Genomic DNA, 14,981 nt, shown 5'->3' with positions numbered 1-14,981 from the left:
CGCCGGAGGCACCGGGCGCCGACCCCTCGTCGGTCTACCTTCAGCCGGTTCGCCGGCTACGGGTCGGGCCTCCTTCGGCCTGCCAGGCCGAGACGAGGTCCTCGCGGGCCCGGGCGACGCGGGAGCGGATCGTGCCGACGGGGCACTGGCAGACCTCCGCGGCCTCGGCATAGGACAGGCCGAGCACGTGCGTGGCGACGAACGCCTCGCGACGTTCCCGACTCAGACCGGCGATCACCTGCTGGAGGGTGACACCCTCGTCGGCGCCGGCCGTGATCGCACCGGCGGCCTCGGCCGCCGCCTGCCAGTCCGGCACCGAGGCCAACCGTGGCCGGGCGACCGCCGTCCGGACGTGATCCACGGCAACGCGCCGCGCGATCGTAAACACCCACGTACGCGCCGACGAGCGGCCGGCGAAGCCGGGCAGGTTGCGAAATGCCCGCAGGAACGTCTCCTGGGTCAGGTCATCGGCCTCACCCGGCCCGGCCAGGTGCGACAGGAACCGCCAGACCTGGTCCTGCAGGGCCCGGACGAACGCCGTGGCGGCCTGCCGGTCGCCCCGGCCCGCCTCCTGCGCCCACCGGGTCACCTGATCGTCGTCAGCGCCGCCGTTGCGCACAGACCACCGTCCTGGGTGCCACTGGCGCTCCTCCATGCCGAGATGCCGTCATCGGATCGCGCCGCTCAGCCGCGCACTCTGGTGGTCGGTGGCCGGTCCGGGAAAGTTCCCGGGACTCCCCGTTCGGCTGACACCGCCGCCCCACCCTTACGCGCGCACTCCCGGCGACCGCTCAGCCGCGGATCGGCTGGTCCTGGATCTGCTCGGTGCTCTCCCGCCCCCGCGGCACGAGGTCGGGCATGCTCCAGGAACGCCACAACCGGCTGTACCCGCCCCCGGCCTTGAGCAACTCGGCGTGCGTGCCGTGTTCGGCGATGCGGCCGTGGTCCAGGACGACGATGCGGTCCGCGGTGGCCGCCTGGCTGAGGCGGTGGGCGACGACAAGCGTGGTCCGGCCCTCGGTGGCCGCGACGGCGGCGCGGTCGAGGTCGCGTGCGCCCGCGCTGCCCGCCTCCGCGGTGGCCTCGTCCAGGACCGCGACGGCGGGGTCGGCGAGGACGAGGCGGGCCAACGCGAGCTGCTGGGCCTGGGCCGAGGTGAGGCGCCGTCCGCCCTCCCCCACCGAGGTGGCAAGGCCCTCCGGCAGGGTACGCAGCCAGTCGGTGACACCGACCCGGTCGAGCGCGGCGGTCAGCTCGGCGTCGGTGGCGTCCGGAGCGGCCAGGCGCAGGTCGTCGGCGAGCGGCCCGGCGAAGACGTGCACCTCCTGGCTGATCAGGGCGATCTCCCGGCGGAGGCGGTGCTCGCCGAGGTCCGCCAGCGGCACGCCGCGCAGGCGCACCGAACCGTGGGTCGGCGCGATGATGCCGGCGATGATGCCGGCGAGCGTGCTCTTGCCCGCTCCGCTCGCGCCGACGAGGGCGACGCGCTCACCGGGTGCCAGCCGCAGGGTGATGTCACGCAGTACGACGGGTCCGTCGTCGTAGCGGTGCTGTCCGACTGTCACCTCCAGCGCGGCCGGCTCGGGTCCGGCGCGCTCGGGACGCTCCGGAGACGCGGTGGCCGGCAGGGTGGTGACCCCGACGAGGCGGGCGAGGCTCGCCCCGGCCTGTAGGACGGAGTCCGACTCGAACAGCAGCAGCCCGATGGGGTTGAAGAGGCGGTGGAAGTAGAGCGCGGCGGTGGTGGCGGCGCCCACTGTGGCGAGGTCGTCGCGAACCAGGAGGAACCCGGCGAGCAGCACGGCGGCGAGCCCCACGAACTCCGACCGGTTGATGCGCAGCCCGAACCGCGTGAACAGTCCGAAGATCTCCAGCGACAGGTCACGGGCCACCGCGGAGCGGCCCGCGATCCGTGCGACGTGGGCGTCCTCCATCCGGTAGGCGCGCACCGTCGCCGAACCGCGCAACGCCTCGACTGTCGCCTGTGCGCGCTCGCCCGTCGCCACCCGCTCCCGGGCGTAGTACGGGATCGACCTTTTCAGGTACCAGCGCAGCGCCACCGCGTACGCCGGGGTGGCGGCCAGCCCGGCGATGCCGAGTCGCCAGTCGAGGGCGAAGAGCCCCAACGCGGTCAACACGATGGACAGCAGCGCGCCGAGGAAGGCGGGACCGCTGGTGGCGATCACATTCGTCACGACGGCCACGTCGTCACCGGCGCGTGCCACCAGGTCCCCGGTCCCGGCCCGCTCCAGGGTGGCCGACGGCAGGTGCAGGGCGCGGTCGAGGACCCGTTCCCGGAGCCGGGCCAGGACGGTTTCGCCGAGTCGGGCGGCGACCGCCGCTCCGAGCGCGGTGAGGAGTCCCGCGAGCACCGCGGCACCCGCGATCACACCCGCCCAGGCGACGATCCGCTGCGTGTCGGTCTCGGCGATGACGTCGTCGACGAGGCGACCGAGCACCCAGGGGGCGACGAGCCCCGTCGTGGCCGCGGCGACAAGCAACGTGCCGGCGGTGACGCTGAGCCCCGGCAGGCGGGCCAACTCGCCACGGAGGGCGACCCAGGTCTGCCGGGCGGTGGCCGTCGGCAGCAGGTGCCGGGGTTCGACGCCGGTGTCGATCGACGCGTCGGTCACCGCAGGACCTCCTCGCGGTAACGGCTGTCGCTGGCGAGCAACCGCTCGTGGGGCCCTTCGGCGACGACCCGCCCCCGGTCGAGCACGGCGACCCGGTGCGTGGCCCGCAGCAGCGCCGGACTGGTGGTGATCAGCACGGTGCCGCGGTCCGCCGCACCGCGAGCGGCGGCCAGACCTTCGGCGAGCAGCCCCTCGGTCACCGCGTCGACGGCCGTTGTGGGGTTGTGCAGCACCAGCACCGGCGGGTCGGCGACGAGTGCCCGGGCCAGCCCGATTCGTTGCCGCTGCCCGCCGGACAGGTTCGCGCCCCGTTCGGTGAGCAGGCGGTCGAGCCCGTGGGGGTGCGCGGCGAGCACGTCCTCGGCGGCGGCAGCGCGCACAGCGGACCGCAGGAGCGTGTCGTCGACGTGAGCCCCGGCGCTGAGGTTGGCGCGCAGGGTCCCTTCGAACAGCGCCACGTCGTGCTCTTCGACAAGGACGGCGGCGCGTACGGCATCGATGTGCAGCTCGTCGGCGGGCACGCCGTCGACGTACAGCGAGCCTCGGTAGTCCGGGCGGGGCACCCGGCCGGACAGCAGCGTGACAAGCGCATCGGCGTCGCTCGGATCGTAGGCGAGCACGCCGAGCAGCTCACCGGCGCGGACGTGCAGGCTGACGTCGTGGAGGCTGGCGTAGCGGACCGCGTCGAGGGTCAGCCGCGTCGGGCTCGGGGCGGGCGGCCCGCCGCTACCCGCCCGGGTGGCCGGCGCGGCACCGAGGACCCGGGCGACCCGGCCGGCGGAGGCCCGGGCCGTGGCGAACAACTGCACGCAGTACCCGAGCGTCTGCACCGGCTCCGCGATGAACTGGGCCAGCCCGACGACGGCGACGAGTTCACCGATGGTGAGCCGGCCCTGGAGCGCGAGCCAGCCCGCGACGCCTGCCACCGCGGCGAGGAAGAGACCGTTGACCATGGTGGTGAGCCCGAGGTGCAGTCCCTTGGTGGTCGCGGCACGCAGGGTGACGTCGAGCGCGTGGCGGCTGGCGCCCGCGTACCGGCGTGCGGCATGGTCCTGGGCGCCGATGCCACGCAGCACGCGCAGGCCGGTGACGAGGTCGACGGCGAGCGCGGTGGTGGCCGCGAGGGCTTCCTGCTGCGCCGCGCCGCGCCGGGTGAGCAGCGGGGCCATCCGTTGCAGGGCGACCACCAGCAGGGGTACGCCGATGAGCACACCGAGTCCGAGAGGGATGTCGACGACGAGCAACGCGACAGCCGCGACCACGACGGCGGTGAGCGCCGCGGCGGTGAGCCCGGCTACCCGCACGACCAGCGCGCTCAGCTCGGCGTCGGAGGCCGTGACGGAGAGCAGCTCTCCGTCTCGCAGGCCCGAACGGTGTCCGTGCGGGTCGAGGGCGCTGCGGACGATGTCGACCCGCGTGGCGTGCGCCTCGTGCTCCACGGCGGCGTACGCCAGCCGAGCGCCGGCGCGGTAGGCGAAGGCGAGGACGGTGAACAGGGCGGCCAGGCCGGCGAGCGAGAGCAGCAGCGCGGCGCCGTTCCCGGTGGCGACCGCACGATCGATGACGACGCCGATGGCGACCGGGACGAGTGCCTCGGCGGCCTGGTGTGTGCACAGCAGCGCGATGCCGAGAACGACCCGGCCGCGTTGTCGACGGAGCGCGCGGCGGAGCACCACACCACCGGTGATCTCGGCGGTTGTCATCGGCGACCTGCCCACTGTCGGGTCGGTACGGTCATGGGCAAGCTTCCTGACGTGTGTGTTAGGGCAGGCTAACCTAACATGCCGTCATGCGGAGCTGGAGGGGTGGGGGAACCGCCGGGCGGTATCAGCGCGTGGCGCGACCCGGTCGACCCGCGCCCGCGCCGGTGGGCCGGTGGGCGATGCGCGGAGCCCGCACCGCCGAGGAGGTGCCGGACCCCGGGCGGAAGTCCCGGGCCGCGCTCGCCACCATCTCGTCGGGATCGCTGGCGAGGGCCTGCCGGATGTGCGCCGGAACGATCTCGGACGTCGCCATCGCCAGGCGGACCTGCACCGAGCGGTCGTCGAGCAGGCGCGTCAGGTCCGCCTCGTCCAACTCGACAGTACGCACCAGCGCGGCACGGACGTCGACCACCGGGTCCGCGGCGAGCGCGCTGCGCTGCGCGGCGGTGGTCCGCGGGTTGCGGGCCACCCCCTTGCGGACGCGTGCGGTGCGATCGGCCAGCAGGGCGGTGATCACGTCCGGGTCGTGGGTGTGCGTGCCGAGTCGTTCCCGTACCTCGGGTGAGACGTCGTCGACAAGCTTGGCGGCCAGCTCCGGCTCCAGGTCCCGGCGCTCCGCGAGGAGACCGCGAAGCTCCTTGTCCGATGCCTCGGACATGACCCGGCGGACCGACTCGTCACAGGCCGGGTTGCCGGCGACCGCCCAGCGGATCCACCGGTCGGCGTCCTTGACGAGACGCATGAGGTTGGCGATCGAGGCCGAGGGGTTCCTCGCCACGGCCTCCCGCACCTGACGATCATGGTCCCGGGTCAGCGGTCGCAGTGCCTGCGCGGGCGCGTCGGCCCGAGCGGCGACCGCCTTACGGACCACGGCCGACGGATCGGACGCCAGGTCGATGAGGGTCATCTGTGGCGTGGTGGGGTCCTGGGCGAGGGCGAGCCGCTCGTCAGCGCTGCCACCGATCGGACGGTGGTCGGCGACGTCGGACCCGCTGTGACGGTCGGGCTCGCCGACGTCCTGCTGTTTCCCCATGGCGCAATCATGTCACGCGCCGCCGGCCCCCTCAGGAGACGACCGCTCCTGGTTCCACCGGGGCGGGTGCGGAGGTGACCCGGGCGGGTAGTCGCAGGCCGGACATGCCGCCGTCCACCGGGAGGGACGACCCGGTCACCGACCTGCTCGTCGGCGACGCGAGATAGACGACGGCGGCGGCCACCTCGTCGGCGGTCACCAGCCGCCCCGTCGGCTGGCGGGACGCGAGTTGCCGTTTCTCCGCCGTCGGGTCGGCCGCGCCGGCGAGCAGGCGGGCCACCCAGGGCGTGTCCACGGTGCCGGGGGCGACACAGTTGACCCGGACGTCCTCGGTCACCAGGTCGGCGGCCATGGCGAGGGTGAGGGCGTGCACGGCGCCCTTCGACGCCGAGTACAGGGCGCGCCGGGGCAGGCCGACGGTCGCCGCGATCGAGGAGACGTTGACGATCGCCGCGGACGACGACCGGCGCAGGTACGGCAGCGCGACGGCGCTCATCCGGGCCACACCGGTGACGTTGACGTCGAGCACCCTGCTCCACAGCTCGTCGTCGTTGTCCTCCACAGTGCCCACGGCGGAGATGCCGGCGTTGTTGACCAGGATGTCGATGCCACCGAACGCGTCGGCGACCGAGGCGACGGCCGCGGCGAGGGAGGACCGGTCGGCCACGTCCGCCCGGACGCCGTGGACGCGAGGGTCCTCGGGGAGGTCCGACAGGTCCAGGTCCAGGACGCCCACCCGGGCGCCGGCGGCCAGGAACGCCCGCACGCAGGCGTGCCCGATCCCCGAGCCACCTCCGGTCACCACTGCCACCAGGCCGTCACACCGCATGCTTCTCTCCCCTCCCGAACCAGTCCTGCGAGTCGACCCGCACCGCCGTCAGGCGGCTCTCAGCGTGGTGCGCTGCCGGCCGAGGCTCTCGATCTCGACCTCCATCACGTCATCGACGGCCAGGTACGGGAACCGGCCGGAGAGCGCCACCCCCTGCGGGGTGCCGGTGTTGATGACGTCGCCCGGGTCCAGGACGGTGTACTGGGACAGGTGCCAGACCAGGTACGCCACGTCGAAGATCATGTCCTTCGTGCTGGAGTCCTGGCGGGGCTCGCCGTTGACCCAGGAGCGCAGCCGCAGCGCCTGCGGGTCGTCGATCTCGTCGGCGGTGACCAGCCACGGGCCGAGCGGTTGGAACGTCTCGCAGGACTTGCCCTTCGACCACTGGCCACCGGAGACGGCGAGCTGGAAGTCGCGCTCGGAGACGTCGTTGGACAGCGCGTACCCGGCGATGTGCCCGAGAGCGTCGGCCGGCGAGGCGAGGTAACGGGCCTGACGGCCGATCACCACCGCCAGCTCCACCTCCCAGTCGGTCTTCGTCGAGCCGCGCGGGATCAGGACGTCGTCGTACGGGCCGACGACGGTGTTGGGCGCCTTGTAGAAGACGATCGGGGCGGTGGGTGGCTCGGCGCCCGACTCGGCGGCGTGCGCGGCGTAGTTCTGCCCGACGCAGAGGACCACACCGGGACGGGCGATCGGCGCGCCGACCCGCTGGCCGGTGACGTCGATCTCGGGCAGGTCGGTGGCCTCGCGGACACGCCGGACGCCGTCTCCGCCGAGGAACTCCGCGTCGATGTCGGCGGTCAGCGACGAGAGGTCGAAGTGCCGCCCGTCGACGTGCAGGACGGGGCGTTCCCGCCCGACGGGCCCGACGCGCATGAATCTCACGAACCATCCCTCCGGTGCCTGGTGGCGGCAGAGTCATTTCCGATAGGATCTTGCTTCGCCAGTGTGTACTCGCTCACACCAACACAGTCAAGGCGGGTCGACACCGCCATGCGGATAGCCCTCTTCATCACCTGCGTCAACGACATCGCATATCCGGCCACCGGCATCGCGGTCACCCGCATCCTGCGCCGGCTCGGCCACACCGTCGACTTCCCGACGGGCCAGACCTGTTGCGGGCAGATGCACGCCAACACGGGCTACCGGGCCGAGGCGATGCCGATGGTGCGCAACTACGTCGACGTCTTCGACGAGTACGACGCCGTCGTCGTGCCGTCCGGGTCGTGCACCGCGATGATCCGCGACCAGTACCCGCGGCTGCACCCTTCGGCCACGTCGGTGGCCGCCCGCACCTACGAGCTGTCCGAGCTGCTCATCGACGTCCTCGGCGTCACCGACGTCGGTGCCGAGTTTCCGGAGACGGTGACCTACCACCCCACCTGCCACGGCCTGCGGCTGCTGCGGCTGGGTGACCGGCCCCTGCGACTGCTGCGCCAGGTGCGCGGGATCGACCTCGTGGAGCTGGGCGACGCCGAGGAGTGCTGCGGCTTCGGCGGCACGTTCGCCCTCAAGAATCCGGACGTCTCCACAGCGATGCTCACCGACAAGTGCGCCCGGATCGGTGAGACCGGAGCACTGGTGCTCGCCGCCGCCGACAACTCCTGCCTGGCGCACATCGGTGGCGGCCTCGACCGCCACCGGTCGGGCGTACGGGCCCTGCACTACGCCGAGATCCTCGCCGCCACGGGGGCCACCTCGTGAACAGCCCGGCCACCGGGGGCGGACGCATCCGCACGCCGCTGCCCTTCCCCACCATGGCGAAGCCGGCCGTCGCCGACGCGCAACTGCGGGCGAACCTGCACCGGGCCACCCGCACCATCCGCGGCAAGCGCGCCCGGGTCGTCGACGAGGTGCCCGACTGGGAGGCTCTGCGGGACGCCGGTTCCGCGATCAAGACGGACGTCCAACAGCGGTTACCGGAGCTGCTGGAGCAGTTCGAGGCGTCCGCCACCGCTGCCGGCGCCACAGTGCACTGGGCCCGGGACGCGGCCGAGGCCTGCCGGATCGTTGTCGCGTTGACCCGGGCCACCGGGGCCGACGAGGTCGTGAAGGTCAAGTCGATGGCCACCCAGGAGATCGAGCTCAACGAGGCCCTGGAGGCGGCCGGGATCGCCGCGTACGAGACGGATCTGGCGGAGCTGATCGTGCAGCTCGGCGAGGACACCCCCTCGCACATCCTGGTGCCGGCGATCCACTACAACCGGACCCAGATCCGGGAGATCTTCCAGCGTCGCATGCCCGACGCGCCGGCCGACCTCAGCGACGAGCCGGCCGCCCTGGCCGAGGCGGCCCGCGCGCACCTGCGACGGCGTTTCCTCTCGGCCCGGGTCGCCGTGTCCGGTGCCAACTTCGCCATCGCCGACACCGGCACGCTGGTGGTCGTGGAGTCCGAGGGCAACGGGCGGATGTGCCTCACGCTCCCCGAGACGCTGATCAGCGTGGTGGGCGTCGAGAAGCTGCTGCCGACCTTCACCGACCTGGAGGTCTTCCTGCAACTGCTGCCGCGATCCTCGACCGGCGAGCGGATGAACCCGTACACCTCGATGTGGACGGGCGTCACCCCCGGGGACGGCCCGCAGGACGTGCACGTCGTCCTTGTCGACAATGGCCGGTCCGCGGTGCTTGCCGACCCGGTCGGGCGGCCGGCGCTGTCCTGCATCCGCTGCTCCGCGTGCCTCAACGTCTGCCCGGTGTACGAGCGGGCCGGCGGGCACGCGTACGGCTCGGTGTATCCGGGGCCGATCGGGGCGATCCTGTCGCCCCAGCTGACCGGTGTGGCCGACAACGCCTCCCTGCCGTACGCGTCGACGCTCTGCGGCGCCTGCTACGACGTCTGCCCGGTGAAGATCAACATTCCGGAGATCCTGGTCCACCTCCGCCAGCAGGCGCCGCATCCACTGGCGGAACGAGCCACCATGCGCGTCCTGTCGTGGGTGATGCGCAGCCCCCGGCGCTGGGCCGCGGCCCTGCGGCTGGCCCGCGCGGGCGCGGGTCCGCTCGGCGCGTACCGCGAAAGGCGCACCGGCGCTCGGACGCTGCGCTGGCTGCCCTGGCCCGCGTCGGCGTGGACCCGGTCGCGGGACCTGCCGCTGCCCGCGCCGCAGACCTTCCGGGAGTGGTGGGAGCAGCAGTGAGCGCGCGTGACGAGATCCTGGCGCGGCTCCGGACGGCCCTGGCCGACAGCCCGCCGCCGGTGCAGGTGCCCCGCCGATACCGCCGGGTCGACGACCGCCCCGACCTGGTCGAGGTCTTCGTCGACCGGCTGGTGGACTACCGGGCGACCGTCCACCGTGGCTTCGACGCCCTGGCCGGTCTGCTGGCCGAGGTCGACCGGCTCGCCGTCCCCGCCGATGTCCCCGCCGACTGGTTGGCCGGCCACGCCGGGCAGGTGCGCCGCGACGCTCCCCCGCTGGCACCGGCCGAGCTTGACGCAGTGGACGCGGTCCTCACCGGCTGCGCCGTGGCGGTCGCCGACACGGGCACCATCATCCTCGACGCCGGCCCGGCGCAGGGACGGCGAGCGCTCACCCTGGTGCCCGACCGGCACATCTGCGTCGTCCGCGCCGACCAGGTCGTCGGCCTGCTGCCGGAGGCGCTGACCCGGCTCGACCCACGCGCGCCCCAGACCTGGATCTCGGGTCCGTCCGCGACCAGCGACATCGAGCTCAACCGGGTCGAGGGAGTGCACGGCCCGCGCCGACTGGAGGTCGTGCTGGTCGGTGTCGATGACGATTCCCGGGGGCACTGACCGGCCTTCTGGCCCGCCCGGTCGACCCACCCTTGGTGGCGGTAGGCACGGTCAGGCCACGGCCCGCCGTCGCCGCCGCGACAGCAGCAGCGCCCCGGCAGCGATCACCAGCGCACCGCCCACGATGGCGACGATCCGCACGGTGGCGCTGCGACCGCGGCCGGCGCTGCCCGCCGCCGGAGCGCCGGACAGCGCCCAGTCGTGGGAATCCTCACCCGAGCCATACATCGCGCGTTGTCCGTCGGGGCCGGTAGCCACCGCACGGTACGCCGGGTTGAGGTCGGTGAGCATCCGCACCGCGACGGTTGCCGTGTCGACCGGCCCCGGGCAGGTGTAGTCGACGATCGCTCCGGCCCTCGCCAGGGCCTTCGACTCGGCGACCGTTCCGTGGCAGGCACGCTTGCCGTCGGCCACCGTGATCTGCTTGAGCAGGTACGCGGAGAACAGCTCGGACGACGCGATCACCGCCGGATCCGTCGCGCGGTAGTCGACGGCACCGTCGAGGAAAACGCGCTCGGGCGGCAGCAGGCCCAGCGAGACCCCGAGCAGCGTGAGGTCGTCGGGACCGCCGACACGCCACCGCACCCGTACGACCTCTGGCCGCTTGTCGTCGCGCGCGACGGACACGGTCTGCGGATCACCGGACGGGTGGGCCGCCGCAGCGACCGGCAGGGCAAGGACGGACGCGGTAGCGACGAACGCCGCCAGCGGGAGAACAGTCACCGCACTTCGTGGACGACGTCGGTGCAGGGACAAGAAGCGCTCCGGGATCACGGCGACAGGAATCGCGCCCACGGTGCCCAACGCGCGGAAACGTCCAGGTCTGGGCGGGTGTTCGGGACCAGACCCCGACGTGAACAGTTCGTTGATCACCTCGCCTACCCTGCGGTCACCCGTCAGCCCCGGGTGGTACATCGTGCTGCTCATCCTGGTCAGCGCGCCGCCACGGCATCAGACGAGGCGTTGGATGCGGACCTTCGGGTGCACGTTTCTCAGGTGTCCGTGCTTGTGTTGGCGGATCTGCTCGTCCCAGACCTCCTGGTCGTAGTCCGGATCCGGTGGAATCCACTTGTGCGAGCCGTCGCTGTAGTGGAACTTCTCGTCGCCGGGCCGCAGGATGCTCATCGGGTCCAGCCGAGGAAGCGGTAGTGCAGGTGGCCGGCGGGAACGTGGGCCAGATCCTGGGAGGCGTCGACGAGCTGGGCGGCCAGGTAGAGGGCCAGTGACACCGGGGCGCGATCGTATTCGGCTCGCAGCTCTCGGCGCCGGGTCTGGCATGGCCACTCCCCCGCACAACCGCCGCACGTCCAGGCCGGCTTGATCAGGTGGTGAGTGGTCACTGCGGGCCGTCCTGGCTGGGCCAGTGGCCGCGGTTGATCGGGATGCGATGGCGGCTTCGGCAGGGCAGCTCGCCTCCGCAGCGGCAGATAGGCCGCCAGTGTCGCCAGGACCAGACGGGCCGGTGACGGCGAGCGAGAGTCAGCGCTACCGCCAAGACGTACTCGTCAAACGAGACTCGCTTCACCAGCTCGCTACTCCCACTCGCGCCGTGCTCTGCCGTGCTGGCCAAGTCGAAGGACGCACTGCCGCCTCCTCGTGCCACAGCAACCTGGAGGCGTGGATGCCCGAACGCGGGGGACGCGCCGAACATCCACGCCGGCGAGGACGGCCCACAGCGCCAACCGAGGGAATCGGCCTCCCCGGCAACCTCCAACAGGCACCGTTGGGTAGTCAAGGGCTGACGTAGGTGGTCTACTCGTGTTGCCAACCGAGGAGAACCACGTGCCGCCGCGTTACCGCTACGAGCAGATTGCCGACGACCTCGCCGAACGCATCAAGTCAGGCGAGCTCCAGCCCGGCTCCAAGCTGCCCAGCCGGCGAGAGCTGATCGAGCACTACGGGGTCACCGAGCCGGTGATCGATCGTGCCATGCAGGTATTACGGATCAAAGGGATGACCGAGACCCTGCCCGGCGTGGGAGTCTTCGTCGCCGAGTAGCCGGGGCGCGGTCGTGGCTGTCTGCGGCGCAGATCGTCAGGACTGCGAGAGCGGCCAGCCTTGGCGCTGCTTACCTGGAGGCCACTCACGGGCGGCTTGCCCACCAAGGACGTCAATCGATGGCCGCGAACCGGTCGAGGGCGCGAAGAACGTGCTCGCGGGTCTCGGCGGTGCCAAGATGCCCCGCATCTTCGACAACGATCAGCTCCGCGTCCGGCCAGGCGCGGTGCAGTTCCCACGCCGTTTGCAGCGGCCCACCCAGGTCGAGTCGACCGTGGATGAGGACACCGGGGATGCCGGACAGCCGGCCAGCGTCGCGCAGCAGCGCACCTTCCTCCAGCCACGCACCGCGCGAGAAGTAGTGCGCACAGATTCGCACGAAGGCCAGCCGCGCCGCAGGAGGGCGGTCGCCGTACGGGTTGGATCCGCCGCCGGTCTCTCCAGACAGCACCGCGTCCTCCCAGGCGCACCAGTCGGCCGTGGCCTTCTCTCGCACGGCGGCGTCGGGGTGCTCCATCAGGCTGGCATAGGCAGCCAGGAGGTCGCCGTTTCGTGGCGTGCCAGGGACACCGTCCAGGAAGCGTTCCCACTGCTCAGGAAAGAACCGGCCGACGCCCCGATAGAGCCAGTCGATCTCCGATCGTCTGGTCATGGTCAGCGCGGCGATGACGATCTCGGACACCCGCCGCGGGTGCTGTTGCGCGTAGGCCAGGGTGAGCGTCGAGCCCCAGGAACCGCCGTATAGCAGCCACTGGTCGATGCCCAGGTGCCTACGCAGCCGTTCCATGTCGGCGATCAGGTGCCAAATGGTGTTGTGCCGCATGTCGGTCGCCGGGTCGCTCGCGTGCGGTGTGCTGCGGCCACAGCCACGCTGGTCGAACAGGACGATCCGGTACCGCTTCGGATCGAAGTACCGGCGCCAGCCGGGCCCAGCCCCCGACCCGGGCCCGCCGTGGACGACCAGCGCCGGCTTACCTTCCGGGTTGCCGCACACCTCCCAGTACACGCGGTTGCCGTTGCCGACGTCGAGCATGCCCGTCGTGTACGGCTCGATCGGTGGGTACAAATCGGTCAAGCTCCAGACCTCCAAGAAAGTGGGGGAAGCGAGGTCACAGTGGCACATCCCTGTTCCCCTCAGCGACGAGGTTCTCGTACGGCATGAGCGACCTCATCAGTCGGAAGGCCCGCGGACTCTTCCGCGACCTCATGACCGGCAGCACCGTCGGCGAGACCGGGGCAGGCTTCCAGGACGAGCCGTTCGCTCCCATCCCCGACAGCACCTATCAAGGCAGCAGCGTCCGGCGTACCACCACGCAGAAGTACCTCGAAGCCATCGACTGGAGCGACGTCAACCAGGTCAATTGGGTACTACGAGTCTTCGAACGCCTTATGCAAGGGTTCAACCCCGCTCCTCGACCGCAGTGTCACGCTCCTGGACAGTGACCGGATCTCCGCGCAGTCGCGGCAGGAACTAACCTCTATCGTCTACAGCCTGCGGGCGGACGGACTCACCGGCACAGGGACGGGCAGATGACCGACGATCACGACGCCGCCGGAGCGATGAACTTCATCTTCGAAGCCGGCGTCCTCAAACGCGCCGCCCGGACCGGCTGGTGGTTCGCCGGCGTCAAGCAACCCGAGTCCATCGCCGAGCACTCCTTCCGAACGGCGCTCATCGGAATGATGCTCGCCGCCATGGAGGGCGCCGACCCAGCCCGAGTGTCGATGCTCTGCGTTCTGCACGACACCCAGGAAACCCGAATCACCGACATCCCACACATCGCCAAGCGCTATCTCACCGCCGTACCCAACACCGCCGTCACCGCCGACCAGGTCGCCGCCTGTCCCCCAGCCGTCACCGAAGCCATCACCGCCGCCGTCGCCGAATACGAAGCGGGCGAGACGTTGGAAGCTGTCGTCGCTCGTGACGCTGACAAGCTGGAATGCCTCGTCCAAGCCGTCGAGTACCGCCACCAAGGCGTCGACAACGTGCAGCGCTGGATCGACAGCTCACGAGCCGCCCTGAAAACCACCAGCGCCCACCGCCTTGCCGACGCCGCCCTCAGCGGACAACCCCTGGCCTGGCTCACTCCCCCGCCGCAGGAGTAAGCGTTCAACACTTGGCGTCGTATTAACCAACGCTGGCGGCGTAAGCGACCAAAGCGGACGACTTGGCTTCTGAGCTGCTGTTACGCCCGGCATTGATAGTCAGCAGTGGGCACCTTGGATCGCCCACGCTTGCCGCGCGTCCCCGAAGCTGCGATCCGTCGTCGACGACTTGGCCGGCGCTTCGCGCGGCGCCTAGCCTCTCCGGCATGGAGCAACTGCGCGCCCTTGGCATCCGGCTGGCGATGGACGAGCCGGTCGGCGACGACCTGCCAATGGCGGCTGCTCATGCTCTGACCCGAGGCGTCGACTCTCCGAGCTTGCGTGAGCTCGCCGGCCTTTCGAAGGGCCAGTCGCGGGACGCCGTCGACCTGTTCCGGCAAGCGATGGATGAGCTGGGCTGTCCCGTCCCGGGCAAGAGCGGCGCCCGGCTATACCTCATGCACCAAGCGGCCGCGAACATCCTTGCCGGGAAGGGTGACCCTGAGGATCTGGCGCACGAGATCTACTGGCACGCCTGCTACGCCGGACGGCCGGAGCTGCGATCGGTCGGCGATCACTTCCTAAAGTTGTACGCCGGATGGGGCGCAACGTACAAGGAGGCGGAAGAAGCGGTGGCGGCCATGAAGGCAGCAGCGCGTTCGTTCCTCCGCCATTACCCCGCCTGAGCGACCATCCACTACGGCGGGGCGACCTGGAACGGCTTGACTCCTTGACCCCCGATCGAGCGCACCGGTGCTGCTGCGTATGTCGTCACCCTCGGTACCCGCCAACCCGTGCCGCGTCCAGGCAAGGGCATCCGGTTCTGCCGATGACGGCGCACGGTAATTTATCGAGCCGTCGCCTTCCGGAGTTCGCTCAACCACTCGATGCCGAGCCGGTGGCCGTCGGGCAATTGGTCGTCTCGATCCCAGCGCCACGTGAT

Annotated in this window: 17 protein-coding genes and 1 pseudogene; 8 read left to right on the top strand and 10 right to left on the bottom strand. The window is 71.4% G+C overall.

Annotated elements, in window-relative coordinates:
* Positions 1-40: 40 nt before the first annotated feature.
* The 6 genes from ABZU25_RS21575 to ABZU25_RS21550 form a co-directional block, all read right to left on the bottom strand.
* A complete protein-coding gene (locus tag ABZU25_RS21575; protein WP_355031145.1) occupies positions 41-619 on the bottom strand; it encodes a sigma-70 family RNA polymerase sigma factor in 579 nt (192 codons plus the stop codon).
* Between the two features lie 172 nt (positions 620-791).
* Positions 792-2,633: an ABC transporter ATP-binding protein gene (locus tag ABZU25_RS21570; protein WP_355031144.1), complete on the bottom strand. Its 1,842-nt coding sequence runs from the start codon at positions 2,631-2,633 to the stop codon at positions 792-794.
* Positions 2,630-4,336 carry an ABC transporter ATP-binding protein gene (locus ABZU25_RS21565; RefSeq protein WP_355031143.1) on the bottom strand — a complete coding sequence of 569 codons (1,707 nt, stop codon included), beginning with the start codon at positions 4,334-4,336 and terminating at the stop codon, positions 2,630-2,632. The genes ABZU25_RS21570 and ABZU25_RS21565 overlap by 4 nt, the downstream gene beginning before the upstream one ends.
* Positions 4,337-4,460: 124 nt before the next feature.
* Positions 4,461-5,369 carry a hypothetical protein gene (locus tag ABZU25_RS21560; protein WP_355031142.1) on the bottom strand — a complete coding sequence of 303 codons (909 nt, stop codon included), beginning with the start codon at positions 5,367-5,369 and terminating at the stop codon, positions 4,461-4,463.
* Between the two features lie 31 nt (positions 5,370-5,400).
* Entirely contained in the window at positions 5,401-6,198 is a 798-nt protein-coding gene (locus ABZU25_RS21555) for an SDR family oxidoreductase (protein ID WP_355031141.1), read from the bottom strand.
* A 48-nt stretch (positions 6,199-6,246) separates the two neighbouring features.
* Positions 6,247-7,086: a fumarylacetoacetate hydrolase family protein gene (locus ABZU25_RS21550; protein WP_355031140.1), complete on the bottom strand. Its 840-nt coding sequence runs from the start codon at positions 7,084-7,086 to the stop codon at positions 6,247-6,249.
* Positions 7,087-7,194: 108 nt separating this feature from the next.
* Here ABZU25_RS21550 and ABZU25_RS21545 point away from each other — a divergent pair, with 108 nt between their 5' ends.
* From ABZU25_RS21545 to ABZU25_RS21535, 3 genes are read left to right on the top strand one after another with little or no spacing between them, the layout of a single operon-like run.
* A complete protein-coding gene (locus tag ABZU25_RS21545) occupies positions 7,195-7,905 on the top strand; it encodes a (Fe-S)-binding protein (RefSeq protein WP_355031139.1) in 711 nt (236 codons plus the stop codon).
* Positions 7,906-7,958: 53 nt separating this feature from the next.
* A complete protein-coding gene (locus ABZU25_RS21540; protein ID WP_355031200.1) occupies positions 7,959-9,338 on the top strand; it encodes a LutB/LldF family L-lactate oxidation iron-sulfur protein in 1,380 nt (459 codons plus the stop codon).
* A complete protein-coding gene (locus ABZU25_RS21535) occupies positions 9,335-9,952 on the top strand; it encodes an LUD domain-containing protein (RefSeq protein ID WP_355031138.1) in 618 nt (205 codons plus the stop codon). The genes ABZU25_RS21540 and ABZU25_RS21535 overlap by 4 nt, the downstream gene beginning before the upstream one ends.
* A 51-nt stretch (positions 9,953-10,003) precedes the next feature.
* Here the strand turns inward: ABZU25_RS21535 and ABZU25_RS21530 are convergent, their stop codons facing one another.
* The 3 genes from ABZU25_RS21530 to ABZU25_RS21520 form a co-directional block, all read right to left on the bottom strand.
* Positions 10,004-10,675 (bottom strand): hypothetical protein, encoded by a 672-nt coding sequence (locus ABZU25_RS21530; protein ID WP_355031137.1) that lies wholly within the window; start codon positions 10,673-10,675, stop codon positions 10,004-10,006.
* A 228-nt stretch (positions 10,676-10,903) separates the two neighbouring features.
* Entirely contained in the window at positions 10,904-11,077 is a 174-nt protein-coding gene (locus ABZU25_RS21525; RefSeq protein ID WP_355031136.1) for a hypothetical protein, read from the bottom strand.
* A complete protein-coding gene (locus ABZU25_RS21520; RefSeq protein ID WP_355031135.1) occupies positions 11,074-11,292 on the bottom strand; it encodes a flavin reductase in 219 nt (72 codons plus the stop codon). The genes ABZU25_RS21525 and ABZU25_RS21520 overlap by 4 nt, the downstream gene beginning before the upstream one ends.
* 418 nt (positions 11,293-11,710) lie before the next feature.
* Here ABZU25_RS21520 and ABZU25_RS21515 point away from each other — a divergent pair, with 418 nt between their 5' ends.
* Positions 11,711-11,950, top strand: coding sequence for a GntR family transcriptional regulator (locus ABZU25_RS21515; RefSeq protein ID WP_355031134.1), 240 nt, complete (start codon positions 11,711-11,713; stop codon positions 11,948-11,950).
* Positions 11,951-12,062: 112 nt separating this feature from the next.
* Here ABZU25_RS21515 and pip read toward each other — a convergent pair whose 3' ends face one another.
* Positions 12,063-13,025, bottom strand: coding sequence for a prolyl aminopeptidase (gene pip / locus ABZU25_RS21510; RefSeq protein ID WP_355031133.1), 963 nt, complete (start codon positions 13,023-13,025; stop codon positions 12,063-12,065).
* A gap of 83 nt (positions 13,026-13,108) precedes the next feature.
* Between pip and ABZU25_RS21505 the strand changes: the two genes are divergently transcribed.
* The 4 genes and pseudogenes from ABZU25_RS21505 to ABZU25_RS21490 all read left to right on the top strand — a co-directional run bounded on the left by ABZU25_RS21505 (position 13,109) and on the right by ABZU25_RS21490 (position 14,724).
* Positions 13,109-13,393 carry a hypothetical protein gene (locus ABZU25_RS21505; protein ID WP_355031132.1) on the top strand — a complete coding sequence of 95 codons (285 nt, stop codon included), beginning with the start codon at positions 13,109-13,111 and terminating at the stop codon, positions 13,391-13,393.
* Positions 13,359-13,484 (top strand): annotated as a pseudogene (locus ABZU25_RS21500) (transcriptional regulator); the annotation flags it as partial. The gene ABZU25_RS21505 and the pseudogene ABZU25_RS21500, both read left to right, overlap by 35 nt.
* Positions 13,481-14,059: an HD domain-containing protein gene (locus ABZU25_RS21495; protein ID WP_355031131.1), complete on the top strand. Its 579-nt coding sequence runs from the start codon at positions 13,481-13,483 to the stop codon at positions 14,057-14,059. The pseudogene ABZU25_RS21500 and the gene ABZU25_RS21495, both read left to right, overlap by 4 nt.
* A gap of 206 nt (positions 14,060-14,265) precedes the next feature.
* Entirely contained in the window at positions 14,266-14,724 is a 459-nt protein-coding gene (locus ABZU25_RS21490; protein ID WP_355031130.1) for a hypothetical protein, read from the top strand.
* The last annotated feature ends 257 nt before the right edge of the window (positions 14,725-14,981 follow it).

It is taken from the genome of Micromonospora sp. NPDC005215 (assembly GCF_040607915.1).
In the GTDB taxonomy this organism is placed as follows: Bacteria; Actinomycetota; Actinomycetes; order Mycobacteriales; family Micromonosporaceae; genus Micromonospora.
Note: the sequence above shows the minus strand (reverse complement) of the source record. Positions and strands in the feature narration are given on the sequence as shown.

Coding starts and splice junctions, on each gene's coding strand:
- ABZU25_RS21565 (WP_355031143.1), bottom strand. CDS start 4,336: ATGACAACCGCCGAGATCACCGGTGGTGTGGTGCTCCGCCGCGCGCTC.
- ABZU25_RS21560 (WP_355031142.1), bottom strand. CDS start 5,369: ATGGGGAAACAGCAGGACGTCGGCGAGCCCGACCGTCACAGCGGGTCC.
- ABZU25_RS21555 (WP_355031141.1), bottom strand. CDS start 6,198: ATGCGGTGTGACGGCCTGGTGGCAGTGGTGACCGGAGGTGGCTCGGGG.
- ABZU25_RS21545 (WP_355031139.1), top strand. CDS start 7,195: ATGCGGATAGCCCTCTTCATCACCTGCGTCAACGACATCGCATATCCG.
- ABZU25_RS21540 (WP_355031200.1), top strand. CDS start 7,959: ATGGCGAAGCCGGCCGTCGCCGACGCGCAACTGCGGGCGAACCTGCAC.
- ABZU25_RS21525 (WP_355031136.1), bottom strand. CDS start 11,077: ATGAGCATCCTGCGGCCCGGCGACGAGAAGTTCCACTACAGCGACGGC.
- ABZU25_RS21505 (WP_355031132.1), top strand. CDS start 13,109: ATGAGCGACCTCATCAGTCGGAAGGCCCGCGGACTCTTCCGCGACCTC.
- ABZU25_RS21495 (WP_355031131.1), top strand. CDS start 13,481: ATGACCGACGATCACGACGCCGCCGGAGCGATGAACTTCATCTTCGAA.
- ABZU25_RS21490 (WP_355031130.1), top strand. CDS start 14,266: ATGGAGCAACTGCGCGCCCTTGGCATCCGGCTGGCGATGGACGAGCCG.